Origin of the sequence: Rhizobium brockwellii (assembly GCF_000769405.2) — a bacterium.
GTDB classification, from domain to species: Bacteria; Pseudomonadota; Alphaproteobacteria; order Rhizobiales; family Rhizobiaceae; genus Rhizobium; species Rhizobium brockwellii.
Window position 1 is genome coordinate 926,851 of record NZ_CP053439.1, and the last position, 13,527, is coordinate 940,377.

Annotated in this window: 11 protein-coding genes and 1 pseudogene; 5 read left to right on the forward strand and 7 right to left on the reverse strand. The window is 61.8% G+C overall.

Features of this window, described 5'->3' with window-relative positions; all coding sequences use genetic code 11:
• Positions 1-10 precede the first annotated feature (10 nt).
• Positions 11-508: a metal-dependent hydrolase gene (locus RLCC275e_RS04735; RefSeq protein ID WP_033182939.1), complete on the forward strand. Its 498-nt coding sequence runs from the start codon at positions 11-13 to the stop codon at positions 506-508.
• Positions 509-515: 7 nt separating this feature from the next.
• Here the strand turns inward: RLCC275e_RS04735 and RLCC275e_RS04740 are convergent, their stop codons facing one another.
• Together RLCC275e_RS04740 and RLCC275e_RS04745 are read right to left on the reverse strand one after the other, a co-directional pair.
• Positions 516-2,108, reverse strand: coding sequence for an ABC-F family ATP-binding cassette domain-containing protein (locus RLCC275e_RS04740; RefSeq protein WP_033182940.1), 1,593 nt, complete (start codon positions 2,106-2,108; stop codon positions 516-518).
• Between the two features lie 402 nt (positions 2,109-2,510).
• Positions 2,511-4,076, reverse strand: coding sequence for a helicase HerA-like C-terminal domain-containing protein (locus RLCC275e_RS04745; RefSeq protein ID WP_033182941.1), 1,566 nt, complete (start codon positions 4,074-4,076; stop codon positions 2,511-2,513).
• A gap of 224 nt (positions 4,077-4,300) precedes the next feature.
• Between RLCC275e_RS04745 and RLCC275e_RS04750 the strand changes: the two genes are divergently transcribed.
• Entirely contained in the window at positions 4,301-4,693 is a 393-nt protein-coding gene (locus RLCC275e_RS04750) for a hypothetical protein (RefSeq protein WP_003557677.1), read from the forward strand.
• Positions 4,694-4,845: 152 nt separating this feature from the next.
• On the opposite strand, the pseudogene RLCC275e_RS04755 reads toward RLCC275e_RS04750, so the two are convergent.
• A pseudogene (locus RLCC275e_RS04755) lies at positions 4,846-5,159 on the reverse strand (type II toxin-antitoxin system RelE/ParE family toxin).
• 3 nt (positions 5,160-5,162) lie between these two features.
• Positions 5,163-5,429, reverse strand: a complete 267-nt coding sequence (locus RLCC275e_RS04760; protein ID WP_033182942.1) for a type II toxin-antitoxin system ParD family antitoxin — start codon at positions 5,427-5,429, stop codon at positions 5,163-5,165.
• 196 nt (positions 5,430-5,625) lie between these two features.
• Between RLCC275e_RS04760 and RLCC275e_RS04765 the strand changes: the two genes are divergently transcribed.
• The gene (locus RLCC275e_RS04765; RefSeq protein ID WP_033182943.1) at positions 5,626-6,081 is read left to right on the forward strand and encodes an NUDIX hydrolase; all 456 of its coding nucleotides are present in this window, start codon (positions 5,626-5,628) and stop codon (positions 6,079-6,081) included.
• A gap of 77 nt (positions 6,082-6,158) precedes the next feature.
• Positions 6,159-6,500, forward strand: coding sequence for a hypothetical protein (locus tag RLCC275e_RS04770; protein ID WP_082229826.1), 342 nt, complete (start codon positions 6,159-6,161; stop codon positions 6,498-6,500).
• 33 nt (positions 6,501-6,533) lie between these two features.
• Here RLCC275e_RS04770 and zwf read toward each other — a convergent pair whose 3' ends face one another.
• From zwf to RLCC275e_RS04785, 3 genes are all read right to left on the reverse strand, one after another.
• Complete coding sequence (gene zwf / locus RLCC275e_RS04775) at positions 6,534-8,042, reverse strand: glucose-6-phosphate dehydrogenase (protein WP_033182945.1); 1,509 nt, start codon at positions 8,040-8,042, stop codon at positions 6,534-6,536.
• Positions 8,043-8,181: 139 nt separating this feature from the next.
• Positions 8,182-8,952 carry a trans-aconitate 2-methyltransferase gene (gene tam / locus RLCC275e_RS04780; RefSeq protein WP_033182946.1) on the reverse strand — a complete coding sequence of 257 codons (771 nt, stop codon included), beginning with the start codon at positions 8,950-8,952 and terminating at the stop codon, positions 8,182-8,184.
• A 125-nt stretch (positions 8,953-9,077) separates the two neighbouring features.
• Entirely contained in the window at positions 9,078-10,352 is a 1,275-nt protein-coding gene (locus RLCC275e_RS04785) for a hemolysin family protein (protein ID WP_033182947.1), read from the reverse strand.
• Positions 10,353-11,005: 653 nt separating this feature from the next.
• On the opposite strand from RLCC275e_RS04785, the gene RLCC275e_RS04790 reads away from it, so the two are divergent.
• On the forward strand, positions 11,006-13,387 hold the full coding sequence (locus tag RLCC275e_RS04790; RefSeq protein ID WP_130749476.1) for a methyl-accepting chemotaxis protein: 2,382 nt from the start codon (positions 11,006-11,008) through the stop codon (positions 13,385-13,387).
• Positions 13,388-13,527 lie beyond the last annotated feature (140 nt).

Here is a 13,527-nt window from a genome sequence, read left to right on the forward strand (position 1 = left end):
AATAAGACGCATGCTCATTGCCCATTTGCCGGCAGGCTACCTTCTCGGGAGCGCCGCGCGGCAGCGGTCCGCCGCACCCGGCATCATGACCGCAGCCTTGATCGGCAGCGTATTGCCGGATTTCGACATGGTCTATTTCTTCCTGACCGGCGGTAAAGTCGACCATCACGACTATGTCTCCCACTGGCCGCTTTTTTGGCTCGGCTTCGCCGCCACGGCCCTGCCGGCGATCGGTCGACTGGCGCCGGACTGGCTTCCAACGGCCGCCGTCTTTTTCGCAGCCGTCATGCTTCACATGGTTATGGATACCGTCGCTGCGCCGATGCTTTGGCTCGCGCCATTCGATTGGTCGAAATTCGAGCTGACGACGGTGCCGGCGACCTACGGCAATTGGGTCGTGAGTTTCATGTTGCATTGGACCTTCGCTCTTGAACTCCTGATCTGCGTCACCGCGTTGATCGTCGCCGTCTGCCGGAACCGTCGCGTTGGAGGCCGGCAGCAGGCATGAGCCGGAATTATTCCGGGTCGGCTGGCGACAGTTCCAACCGCCGCGTGATCCCGATACTCCTGAGGAACGTTTCGTCGTGGCTGACGACAAGCAGCGCGCCGTCATAGGCGCGCAGTCCTGCCTCGACCGCTGATATCGATTCGATGTCGAGATGGTTGGTCGGCTCGTCGAGGATCAACAGCGGCGGCGGCGCCGAGCCGAGCACGCAGGCAAGGCCCGCCCGCAGCAATTGCCCGCCGCTCAGCGTCGATACGGTCTGCAGCGCGGCATCGGCTCTAAACATAAAGCGGGCAAGGGCGGCCCGGCAGGTATTTTCATCGGCCTGCGGATTGATCCGGCGAAAATTATCGCGGATCGAGGCCGACGGATCGAGCAGGCTGACCTTCTGATCGAGCATCGAGAGGTCGGTCAGGACGTTGACCGTGCCGGCCCAGGATTTCAACTCGCCGGTAATAAGCGCCAGCAACGTCGTCTTGCCCGAGCCGTTGCTGCCGGTGACGGCGATACGCTCCGGTCCCGTCACGTCGAAGGAAAGATTGCGGATGACGGGATCACCCGGCTGATAGCCCGATGTCACGCCATCCATTTTCAGCACGGTCTTGCTGGTCGGCAGCCCGGTTGGCGGCAGGGTGACCGACAAGGGCTGGAGGATCTCGATCTTCTCGCGCGCCGCCCTTGCCTCGTCCAGTGCCTGGGCGCGCCGGCGTTCGGCGAGGCGGGCATTGTCGCCACCCGTCGTTTCGCTCCGCTCCTTCATGCCGCCGAGCATGATGCGCGGTATGCCGCCCTTGGCCGCCATCTTCCGTCCAGTGCTGTCCCGTTGCGCCTGACGCTCCACCGTCGCCTGCGCCTTCCTCGCCACCTCGGCCATGCGTTTTTCGGCTTCAGTGAGATCATGCCGTGCCGCCGCGAGCTCGAGGGCCTTGCGCTCGCGATAATGGCTCCAGTTGCCGCCGTAGCGCGTGGCACCGAGCGACGTCAGTTCGACGATCGCATCGACGCTTTCGAGCAGTTCCCGGTCATGGCTGACGATGATGGCGCCGGCCCGCCAGCCTGACATCAGCGCGATCACCGCCTCGCGGCCTTCGCGATCGAGATTGTTGGTCGGTTCGTCGAGCAGCAGAAAGTCCGGTTCGGTGAAAACAAGCGCCGCAAGCCCGGCACGGGTGCGCTGCCCGCCGGAGAGCACAGCAAGCGGCGTCTCCGGCAGTGCGTCGAGCCCCGTCCGATTGAGCGCTGCGGCAATGCGCGCCTCTAGCCTCCAGTCCGCGGATGCCAGCTCGTCGGCCGTTGCCTCGCCGGCTTCGGCGCGGCGAAGAATAGCAAGCGCACCGGTCACGCCGAAGAGATCGGCGATCGTTTCCTCAGGCGCCACCTGAACACTCTGCCGCAGCACGCCGAGGCTGCCGCCGACGGATACTGTCCCAGAATGCGGCTGGATCTCACCGGCGACGAGTTTGAGCAGCGTCGTCTTGCCGACGCCATTGCGCCCGACGAGACCGGTACGCTCAGCCCCGAAACTCAGGTCGAGATTGGAAAAAAGCGGCCGCCCGTCAGGCGCGGACCATGAAATTTGGGAGAGGGTGATGGATGCAGGCATGGATATGGATGTCCCCGTTGGCAAGGCGAACTGGCGTTGCGATCGGGTTGAAATCCATTGCGGCACACATCCTGTTGAAATTGTCGATGGCAGGGAATTTAGGGAATAAAGGCTGAAGGTTCAAGCAAAACAGCCGACTTTCCGCGCCGTTTTTCTCGGCGGGCTTCATCCTGAGATTGCGCTCACCCTAGCCCTCTCCCCGTAAAAACGGGAGAGGGGACGTGCCCTGCGAGAGGTTGGTGGGGAACGGAGAGGTCGCGGCTTGTCCCCTTCGCCCCGCGAGCGGGGGTCCGAAGGAAGGGTCGAGACACGTGGCTCGACCCCGGTCGGTGCCGGCAGGCGGATGAGGGGCTGCACGACGCGCCACCGACGATATACCTAAAGCGGAGAAGACACTCAGCCCTACCGCTTCAAGCTCCCCAAGATCCCGCGCACCAGCGCCCGGCCGACTTGGGTCGCCACCGTGCGCGCCACGCTCTTCATTGCCGCTTCCACTACCGTTTCGCGCTGATAGCCGGAAGTCCGGCCGCGCGATTGGCCGCGGCCCTGGTTGTCGTCGTCATTGCCGCCGCCGAAGCCCGGGAGGCTCCAGCCGGATGTCGTGTTGCCCTGTTGCTGTGGTGCTTCTTCCTGGGCTCGCTTGGCGGCGTCGGCATCGGCCGCCTTCTTCGCCCGTGCCGCCAGAAGTTCGAAGGCGGATTCGCGGTCGATATCCTCGTCATAGATGCCGAGAACCGGGCTCCTGTCCATGATCTGACGGCGCTCGTCATCCGTCACCGGGCCGACGCGGCCGGAGGGTGGGCGGACCAGCGTGCGCTCGACGATCGAAGGCGCGCCCTTGGCCTCAAGCGTCGAGACCAGCGCCTCGCCGGTGCCGAGATTGGTTATGACGGTGGCGCAATCGAAGGCCGGATTCGCACGGAAAGTATCGGCCGCCGTCCGCACCGCCTTCTGCTCGCGTGGCGAATAGGCGCGAAGCGCGTGCTGCGCCCGGTTGCCGAGCTGGGCGAGCACCGTTTCCGGCACGTCGAGCGGGTTCTGCGTCACGAAATAGACACCGACGCCCTTGGAACGGATCAGCCGCACCACCTGCTCGACACGTTCGGTCAGCACCTTCGGCGCGTCGTTGAAGAGCAGATGCGCCTCGTCGAAGAAGAAGACGAGCTTCGGCTTGTCGGGGTCGCCCACCTCGGGCAGTTCCTCGAAGAGCTCGGAAAGCAGCCAGAGCAGGAAGGTGGCGTAAAGCCGCGGGTTCATCATCAGCTTGTCGGCAGCTAGCACCGAGATCTGGCCGTAGCCATTATTGCTGGTGCGCATGATGTCGGAAATCTTCAGCGCCGGTTCGCCGAAGAAATGCTCCGCACCCTGCTGTTCGAGAACGAGCAGCGCCCGCTGGATCGAGCCGACCGAGGCCTTGGAGATCAGCCCGTACTGGTTGGAAAGTTGGCTGGCGTTCTCGCCCATATAGTTCAGCAGCGAGCTGAAATCCTTGAGGTCGAGCAGCGGCAGACCGCCCTGGTCGGCGATCTTGAAGGCGATGTTGATAACGCCTTCCTGCGGTTCGGAGGCATCCATCAGGCGGGCGAGCAGCAGCGGTCCCATCTCGGCGATGGTGGTGCGCACCCGGTGGCCCTTCTCGCCGAACAGATCCCAGAAAATCACCGGAAACTGGTCGAATTCATAGTCGGTGAAGCCGATCTGCTCGGCGCGCTTCGTCAGGAAATCCTTGGGCTCGCCCTTGGCGGCGATGCCGGAAAGGTCGCCCTTGATGTCGGCCGCAAACACCGGAACGCCGGCCCGGGAGAAACCTTCGGCCAGCACCTGCAGCGTCACCGTTTTGCCGGTGCCGGTTGCGCCGGTGACGAGGCCGTGGCGATTGCCGAACTTCAGGTCGAGATATTCCGGCTTGTTGATGCTGTCATCGGGATTGCGGCTCGCGCCGATGAAAATCTTGCCTTCCTCGATCATTCGGAATGCTCCCTTGGGGCTCTGCCGCCATTTGTATGAGAAGGCGTGTTTCTGCCGCCTTCATCGAACCATCGTTTCCCTGTTATAAGCAGGCATGCGCATGCGGACAACTGTTTGCATTGAAAGCAAAACCGGACAAAGTGCGGCCCGGGGAGAGGCCGGCTTGAGTTACGGTTGAATCTCGATTAACGTTGACGTTAACGTCAAAAAACAGGAGGCTGACGATGAATGAAATTGTGACCCAGATCGCCGATCGCGTGGGTATTGCGCCTGATCTGGCCGAAAAGGCGCTCGGCATGATGCTCGGCTTCCTGCAGCGCGAGGCCGCCGATGGCCCGGTTGCCAAGATGATCGAAGCGATCCCAGGCGGCCCCGATCTCGTTGCCCAGTTCAATGGCGCAGGCGCCGGCGGCGGCGGTCTGCTCGGCGGGCTGATGAGTTCGCTCGGCGGTGGCGGCATCATGGGGCTCGGCCAGCAACTGATGGGCGAAGGCCTCGGCATGGGCGAAATCACCTCGCTTGCCAAGGAAACCATCGCGATCGCCAAGCAATATGCCGGCGAGGAGGTCGTCGACGAGGTCGTCGCTTCCGTCCCAGGCCTCAGCCAGTTCGTCTGAGCGGCGACGAGAAAGAGCCTTCGCGGCGTCGCCGCGAAGCTCATCATATTTTGCCCTGGTCCCGCTTGAAGAGGTGGCCAGGCGGCGGAAGGGCAAGCTGAACCTGAGGGAGCCGTACCTGCCGTTCATTTGGAAGGGGCTCGCCTGTCTGCTCACCGTTGTCGCTCTTCGAGGAGTTCGTCGGTGATATCACGCCCACGCGCAAACACGCCCAATATGATGACGTTATTGCCGCTCACTGAGAACGCCACGCTGACGCTGCGCCGATAGCCGATGATCCGGAGGCCGGGAATCCGCCTTCCCGCACCGTGCCCCGTTCCGGGAACGTCTCCAGGGCCTCGATGAAAGTGATCACTGCGTGAACGAAGTCGCCGGCGATGCCGGTTCCCGCCTCAACGGCGATATCGGCATAGAGCTTGTCGAGTTCGGCTTCTGCCTTCGGATGGTAGATAATGCGGTAGGCCATGCCCTACTTGGCTTTCGCCGCGTCATTCCGGCGCTTGGTTTCAAAGCGGGCGCGCACTGCCTCGGCCGGGATGCCGAGGCCCGGCTTGTTCACCAGGTCGTCGTAGCGCGCCGGAATTTCTTCATTGAGCCAGCGCTCGCGGGCCGCCTCATGATCCTCCAGGAGTCGCAGACCTGCACGGACAACCTCGCTGGCATTATTGTACCGGCCGGACTCCAGCTGCTTCCGGACAAATTCTTCGTAGTGGTTCCCGAGCGCAACGTTGGGCATGGTTTTCCTTTCCTTGTCGTCAATATGAAGCTGTCACACCGTTATGGCAATAGATGTCAATTTTTGACGTTAAACAGGTCGCTACTCCTCCGATCGTCTGGTGATCGGCGGTATCCGGCCGCGGTGGCCCTGATCGCCTTGCCTTGCAGCCTCCGCCCGCTAATTAACGGCTGCCCAATGGATGGAAGGAGAGCAGATGACCGTCTGGCGCCCATCGCAGCAGATCAGGGTGAAGGTGATCGGTCTTGCCTGGCGGAAAGACCGGCTGCTCGCAGCCGAAGTGGAGGATGACAGCGGCCGCATCAAGGGCGTTCGCCCGCTTGGCGGCGCCATTGAATTCGGCGAGAGCCGCGAAGAAGCCTTACACCGTGAATTCAGGGAGGAACTCGAGACCGATATCCGCATCGTCGGCCCCTGGCATCTGCTTGAAAACATCTACGAGCATCATGGCGCGACCGGTCACGAATTCATCTTCGCCGCCGATATCGAATTGGCCGATGCATCGCTCTATGAGCGCGACGAAATCCACTATTCCGAGCTCGACGAGACGGCGGCGACCGCGCGCTGGTTCGGTCGCGACAGCCTGCGGGACGTCGGCATCGATCTCTATCCGACAGGTCTCGACAGGCTGCTGTCGCGCTGGCGCGATTGAGCCGGAGATTGCCCGCTCTGAGGCGCCACATTCCGATCGCCAAACTTTGATCGTCCGCCCCCGCCTCTGGGGGAACAATGAGGTCGTTCTGCTGTTTCTGTCGCATCGCTGAAACCATAGGGAATAGCATCATGCGTATGTTTCTTGCAGCAGCCTCGATCATTCTCCTCGGCTTCGCCGCTCCGGCCTTCTCCCAGGCGCTTGCAGATATGGACTCTAGCGGCCGCTTCGGCGGCATGCCACCCGGCACGGTGCCGGGGGCGGAATCCAATGGCGGGCTCATGATTCCGCTCGATCCAGTCGAAACCGGCGATATCACCGTCGTAATTACGTCCGATCGGACCACCTGCCCGCGGCCCGGAACGCGTCAGTACCGCATCGCCGAGCGCGACGGTACGCTAACCGATGCCTGCCGCTGACAGGGATAGTCCCGATGTAGAAAGCAGGGCCGGCTATTTGCCGTCCTTATGTAGTATAACGCCGAGTTCATGCCACTCCCGTCTGTCGCGCTGTATCAGTTCGTCGGCGCAGATCGGTCCCATGCTGCCCGGCGCGTAAGCGTCAGGCACGCTCTCATCCTTGGCCCAGATATCGAGGAAGGGCTGCACCGCCGCCCATCCGGCCTCGATGCCGTCGGCGCGCTGGAACAGCGTCTGGTCGCCGATGAAGAGATCGTAGAGCAGCGATTCATAGCCGGTCGTCTTGGCAATATCGAATTTGTCGGCATAGCGGAAATCGAGTGACACCGGCACGGTATCGACCGAAAGCCCCGGCGATTTGATCGAGATTTCCATGCTCATGCCCTCGTCGGGCTGCACCTGGATCACCAGCCGGTTCGGCGGCAGGCGGCGCTTGACGTCGGTCTCGCGAAACTGCGCGAAGGGAACGGGCTGGAAGGTGATGACGATCTCGGTGTCGCGCGCCGTCAGCGCCTTGCCCGTCCTGAGATAGAACGGCACGCCGGCCCAGCGCCAGGTATCGGCATAGAGCTTCAGCGCCACGAAGGTCTCGGTCCTGCTGTCGGGCGAGACGTCCTTGGTATCGCGATAGGCCGGAAGCTCAGCACCGTTGAGCGGGCCAGCGCCATAGGCGCCGCGCACGCCATGCGACTTGGCCTCTTCCGGCGTATAGATGCGCAGCGCCTTCAGCACCTTGCTCTTCTCGTTGCGGATCGCTTCGGCATCGAAGCTGTTCGGCGGCTCCATGGCGATCATCGCCAGCAGTTGAAAGAGATGGTTCGGCACCATGTCGCGCAGGGCGCCGGTCGCATCGTAGAATTTGCCGCGGCTGCCGACATCGACGATCTCGGCGGCGGTGATCTGCACATGGTCGATGTAGCGGCTGTTCCACAAAGATTCGATCATCATGTTGGCGAAACGCGCCGTCATCAGGTTCTGCACGGTTTCCTTGCCGAGGAAATGGTCGAGCCGGTAGACTTGGCTCTCCCCGACCTGCGCGAGAATCTGCGCATTGAGCGCCTGCGCCGAAGCGAGATCGGTGCCGAACGGCTTTTCGATGGCGACGCGGCGGAAGACGCCGTCGCTTTCATCGGTCAGCCCGTGGGCGGCGAGCTTCTCGACGATCGTGCCGAAGAAGGAGGGTGGCACCGCGAGATAGAAGGCGGCATTCGCATGCGGCCCCAGCCTCTTGCCGATCTCGACGAAAATATCGTCCTTGGTGAAATCCCCGGACGTATAGGAAATTCGCCGGCGCAGGCTTTCCCAGGCCTCGTCCTTCACCATCGGCTCTTCGCCGCTCAGATGGCTGAGGAATTGGTCGAGCCGCCCGCGTAGGAATTCGTCGTCACCCGGTTCGATGCCGATGCCGAGAATGTGGAGATCCTCGCCGACGAGGCGGCTGCGCGTCAGATTGATGATCGCCGGCACCAGCAGGCGGCGCGTCAGGTCTCCCGTGGCGCCGAAGATGACGAGGGTGACCGGCGGGGTAGGGGCAGCGTCCATGTGTCATCTCCTTGGATTTTCCGGCCGACTATACTGCGCGCCGGTCTCGCCGCAAGCACCATGCGGGCGAGGGATAACAGGCATTTGACACCATCCGGGGCGCCCGAGCTCGCGTCGCCTTGCTTGGCGGGGGTCAGCGTCAGCCTTTCACCGCCACCATGAAAATTCTCGGAAACCGCAGCAGCACCCGCCCATCCGACATCTTGGGATAGGCCTTTTCCAACCGCTCCAGGTAATCGGCCAAGAATGCCTCGCGATGCTCTTCGCCGGCATGGGCGAGATAGGGCATCAGCCCGGTTCCCTTCACCCATTCGACGATATCAGCCGCATCCGCCATCGGGTGATTGTAGACGGTGTGCCAGATATCGACGCGCGCGGCTTTGGCGATCAGCCGGCTGTAATAGGTGGATGGCGGCGGCAGCGGCTTGCGGCGCACGCTCTTCGCCTCGAAGGCGGATTTCCACGGGCCGGCATGGGCGGTCTCCTCCATCGCCAGATGCGAGGGTTCGCCGAGATTATCGGGCATCTGCACGGCCAGGACGCCGCCTTCGGAAAGCCCGTCCATCAGCCGGTCGAAGATATCGAGATGATCGGGCAGCCATTGGAAGACGGCATTGGCAAACAGCAGGTCGGCGGGTTCGTCCGGCTGCCAGCGGGTGAGATCGGCCTCGACGAAGGCAGTGCCCGGAAGCCGCTTGCGCGCCGCCTCCAGCATGTTCATGTCGCTGTCGACGCCCGAGACGCCCTGCGCCCCGTAGCGCTCGATGATCAGCTCGGTCGAATTGCCCGGGCCACAGCCGAGATCGATGGCATGACGAAGGTTTTGCAGCGGCACCTGTGCCAACAGGTCGCGCGCCGGTCGCGTGCGCTCATCCTCGAATTTCACATATTGGTTGGCGGACCATGCCATGGCGTTCACTCCTGCTGTCAGGTCACATCGTCCATGCGGTGGATACGGATCTTGTCGATGTTGCGGCCGTCGAGATTGACGATCTCATCGGCGAAGTCGCCGGCGACGAAGGCACGCGCCGATCTTCACTCAGCCGACACAAGTATTTTGTCCACGCGCCTCCCGTCGAGATCGACGACTTCGAAGCGCCATCCATCTCTCGTGAAGCTCTCGCCCAATTCCGGCAGATGTTTCAACTCTTCCAACACCAGGCCGGCAACAGTCTGATATTCCAAGTCGCCATCGAGCTTGAGGTTTAAGAATTCAGCGAACTCGTCAATTGGCGTCCAGCCCGACACGAGATAAGAGCCGTCGTCTCGACGAGCGATGGCCTGTTCATCGACCGGTCCCTCCTGCAGAGCCCCCATGATTGCTTCCAAAATGTCACCTGACGAGACAACCCCCTCGAAGTGGCCGTACTCGTCGAAAACCAGCACCATGTGAACGGGCGATTTCCTGATGGCTTCAATCACATTGATGGCAGTTGAAAGGTCTGAAACCACCGGGACGTCTTGCGTCAGAGCCTTGATGTCGGCACTGCCGTGTTCGGACATCGCGTCGTAGAAGTCCTTGACCGGAAGGATGCCGATCACCTCGTCCGAACTGCCTTTTCGAACGGGCAATCGCGACCGCTTCGTCCTGTGCAACTGGGTCCGAATTTCATCAAGGCTGTCGTCGATATCAATAATTTCGACGTCCCGCCGGGGCGTCATAAGCGCTCGGGCAGTACGATCCGCCAGCCGCATGACACCTGAAATCATCGCGGACTCTTCGCTTTCGATCACTCCAGCCGACTGCGCCTCGGCCAGAACAGTTTTGATTTCTGCGTCAGAGACATTGTCGCCACCTTTTCCTGTTTGGCCCAAGAGCTTGAGCACAAGATTTCCGGAGGCGTTCAGAAGCCACACGAGTGGCAGCGCAATTTTTGAAAGGACCGCCATAGCGGGTGCGACCTTGGCCGCAACCGCTTCGGGTTCCCGCAATGCGATCTGCTTTGGAACAAGTTCGCCGACGATCAACGAAAGATATGTGATTGCCACGACGACTGAACCTACGCCAATGGCATCAGCGGCCGTCGATGACATTCCCTGGGCTTCTAGCCATCCGCTCAGGCGGCCGCCGAGCGTGGCGCCTGAGAAAGCGCCGGATAGAACGCCGACCAGCGTGATGCCGATCTGCACCGTAGAGAGAAAACGACCGGGGTTTTCGGCAAGTTTGATCGCTTGAGCTGCACCCTTGCTTCCATTGTCGGAGAGAACCTTTAGGCGAGCTGTCCGAGAATACACAACGGCCAGCTCCGACATGGCGAGCACACCATTCAGGATGGTGAGAAACGCCACAATTCCAATTTCCAGAAACACAGGGACCCTATTCGTTGAGGTTGTAGTGCCGCATTCACCAGGCGAAGCGGCGAGGCATTCGAAGGGACGCTCTTATACGTATATACGCGTCGCCTGTCGTCTCTCCATCATCGTGTTGACATCAGTGCAGGTTCCATCAGACCGCTCCTCTGAAGTGAGCCGCGGCCGCCCGTCATCGGCAATGGACTGGGAGGCAGCCCTCTGTGCGGGAGCATTGATATGCCTGAGGCGAGGTGGAGGTCATCGCACCGTCTACAATGGTCGCCTGCTTCCTCGGCCGGGAGATCCCGGTTGGAAGGGGCGGAGCTTGTACTGGATGGGTCGCTGTCAGGCATGTCGCAATTTTGACGGTGAAACAGTGCCGACGCAAGAGGCGCCGGGCAAAAATCCTTATAGCGTCTTGATGTGACAGTTTCGCCAACGGCAGCAGCACCGCATTTGCGCGTCTTAAAAGAGGCGCTGCGGGCTGCCCTGCCATAAGTAAAAGTGGCGCAATACACCGTAAATTAACAGCCGCTCCGTATTTTCTCCAAATTGCGAACGATTTCCGTGACGTGCAGCCACGTCCTGAAATCAGTTCTCGGTCTGGGGAAGCCGGGACGGAATAGATCGGTGCGCGATCGACGACCTGCCCGCTTGAGGAGGTTAAGCGCATGCAGTTCAAATCGGCTACCGGACGCAACATTTTTTCCGTGGCGGCCTGCGGTGTCATCGCCACGATCGCTGCATCGGGCGTTCTTTTTTACATCGCCTACAACGATATGCGCAAATCGAGCCTCGATCAGATGCTCCAGATCGCCGCCACCAATGCGCTCAACGTTGAGAAATCCATGGGCGTGGCACTCGGCATCGTCAACACGCTGGAAACGTCGCTGTCGACGATGAAGGACGGCGGAAACGCCAATCGTGCTGCTGCCGACGACCTGCTGAAGAACATGCTGCAGGATAATCCGATGGCGCTCGGTGTTTGGACCGGCTGGGAACCGAATGCCTTTGACGGCAAGGACAAGGATTTCGTCGGCAAGGAAGGCCACGACACGACCGGCCGCTACGTGCCTTACTGGGTCCGCAGTGGCGACAAGATCCAGCACACGCCGCTGGTCGATTATGGCGTGTCGGGCGCCGGCGATTACTACCAGCTGCCCTTTACCCAGAAAAAGATCGTCGTCATTGAACCCTATGTCTACGCGGTCGACGGCAAGGACGTGCTGATGACCTCGGTCGCAAAGCCGATCATGGTCGATGGCAAGGCGCTCGGCGTCGCCGGCATGGACATTTCGCTCGACGACGCCAACAAGGCGATCTCGGCGGTCCACCCGATGGAGACCGGCTATCTCAGCCTCGTGACCGGCGCCGGCAGCATCATCAGCCATCCCTCCGCCGAGCTCGCAGGCAAGAATATCAAGGACGGCGGTGATCTCACTGCCGGTTGGGATCAGTTGATCGCCAAGCCCGGCGTCGCGCAGGAGATCGCAGGCCCGGACGGCCAGAGCTATTTCTCGGTCGCCTATCCGGTAAAGCTGACGAATGACCTGAACTGGTACGCCATCGTTTCGGTGCCCAAATCCACCGTCTTTGCCCAGCTCAACAACATGGCCTGGAGCGCCGTTGCGATCACCGCCATCGCTGCACTCCTGCTCGGTCTTTCAGGCTGGCTCATCGCCCGCAAATTCATCCGGCGCATAGAGGGCGTGATCGCCGAGACCGATCGCATCGCCCATGGCCAGTTCGACGTGCAATTGAGCGACAAGAATGCCAAGGACGAAATCGGCGACCTCTCACGCTCCCTCGCCATTCTGCTGGAAAGCAATCGCCAGAAGATCAGGCTCGAGGCCGATGCGGAAACCTCCCGGTCCCGCGAAGAGATCGAACGGCAGGAACGTTCCGTCCTCCATGCCGCCCGCGAGGATTCGATCAAGTTTGCGGTCAGCGAACTCGGCAACGGACTGGCCAGCCTTTCCAATGGAGACATGACCATCCGGCTGGAAAAGCCGTTTGCCGACTCGCTTGACGAAATCCGCGTCGATTTCAATGCGTCTGTCGAAAAGCTGCAGGCAGCCCTGATTTCCTTCTCCGAAAACGCTGCCGTCATCCAGGCCGGTTCGGAAGAAATCCGCTCCGGCGCCGACGATCTCGCCCGCCGCACCGAACAGCAGGCCGCTTCCGTTGAAGAGACCGCCGCAGCACTCGAGCAGATCACCACCTCGGTCAAGGACTCCACCCTTCGCGCCGAGGAGGCGGGAACGCTCGTCAGCCGCACCAAGGAAGGTGCGGAAAAGTCCGGAGAGATCGTGCGCAATGCCGTTGACGCCATGACCGGCATCGAGCAATCCTCGCAGTCGATCTCCAACATCATCGGCGTGATCGACGATATTGCCTTCCAGACCAACCTGCTGGCCCTCAATGCAGGCGTTGAGGCAGCACGTGCAGGGGAGGCCGGCAAGGGCTTCGCCGTCGTCGCACAGGAAGTGCGTGAACTGGCGCAGCGCTCGGCGACGGCCGCCAAGGAGATCAAGGCGCTGATCACCTCGTCCGGCGCCCAGGTCAAGCGTGGCGTTGATCTCGTCGGCCAGACCGGCAAGGCGCTGCAGGCGATCGTTGCCGAAGTCCAGCAGATCAACAGCAATGTCCAGGCGGTCGTTCAGGCCGCCCGTGAACAATCGACGGGTCTTCTGGAGATCAACACGGCGGTCAACCAGATGGACCAGTCGACCCAGAAGAACGCCGCAATGGTCGAGGAATCGAACGCCGCCTCGCACACGCTGGTAACGGAGGTGTCTGCCCTTTCGGAGCGTCTGGCGCAGTTCAATCTCGGCCAGGTGGCAAAGGCGGCCCCCGCCGCCCGGACGACTGCCAGGCCGCTGGCGCGCCCGGTCGCGGCGACGCTTGCGGCGCGCAGACCGGTGCCCGCCTCGGCCACCGATCATGCCAGGCCCGCTCCGTCGCCGGCCCGCGCACTCGGCGGCAAGCTCGCAGCCGCCTTCGGCACCTCAGCCGCACCGGCTTCGACCGAGGGCAACTGGGAAGAGTTCTAGAAGCATGGCGCGCAAAACTGTGCAGCGGTTTTGCGGCGCGAGACGCCGTCGGATTCTACGAGGCGCTCGAATGGACCGTCGTTGAGGCCGGTGGTGAAAACCCGGTGCTGACAAAGGAATTGCGAACCAGGCCTCAATGG

Bases quoted from the DNA above. Each gene is read 5' to 3' on its own strand.
- tam (WP_033182946.1), bottom strand. From the start codon at position 8,952: ATGGCATGGTCCGCCAACCAATATGTGAAATTCGAGGATGAGCGCACG.
- RLCC275e_RS04735 (WP_033182939.1), top strand. From the start codon at position 11: ATGCTCATTGCCCATTTGCCGGCAGGCTACCTTCTCGGGAGCGCCGCG.
- RLCC275e_RS04765 (WP_033182943.1), top strand. From the start codon at position 5,626: ATGACCGTCTGGCGCCCATCGCAGCAGATCAGGGTGAAGGTGATCGGT.
- RLCC275e_RS04745 (WP_033182941.1), bottom strand. From the start codon at position 4,076: ATGATCGAGGAAGGCAAGATTTTCATCGGCGCGAGCCGCAATCCCGAT.
- zwf (WP_033182945.1), bottom strand. From the start codon at position 8,042: ATGGACGCTGCCCCTACCCCGCCGGTCACCCTCGTCATCTTCGGCGCC.
- RLCC275e_RS04750 (WP_003557677.1), top strand. From the start codon at position 4,301: ATGAATGAAATTGTGACCCAGATCGCCGATCGCGTGGGTATTGCGCCT.
- RLCC275e_RS04770 (WP_082229826.1), top strand. From the start codon at position 6,159: ATGAGGTCGTTCTGCTGTTTCTGTCGCATCGCTGAAACCATAGGGAAT.
- RLCC275e_RS04760 (WP_033182942.1), bottom strand. From the start codon at position 5,429: ATGCCCAACGTTGCGCTCGGGAACCACTACGAAGAATTTGTCCGGAAG.
- RLCC275e_RS04790 (WP_130749476.1), top strand. From the start codon at position 11,006: ATGCAGTTCAAATCGGCTACCGGACGCAACATTTTTTCCGTGGCGGCC.
- RLCC275e_RS04740 (WP_033182940.1), bottom strand. From the start codon at position 2,108: ATGCCTGCATCCATCACCCTCTCCCAAATTTCATGGTCCGCGCCTGAC.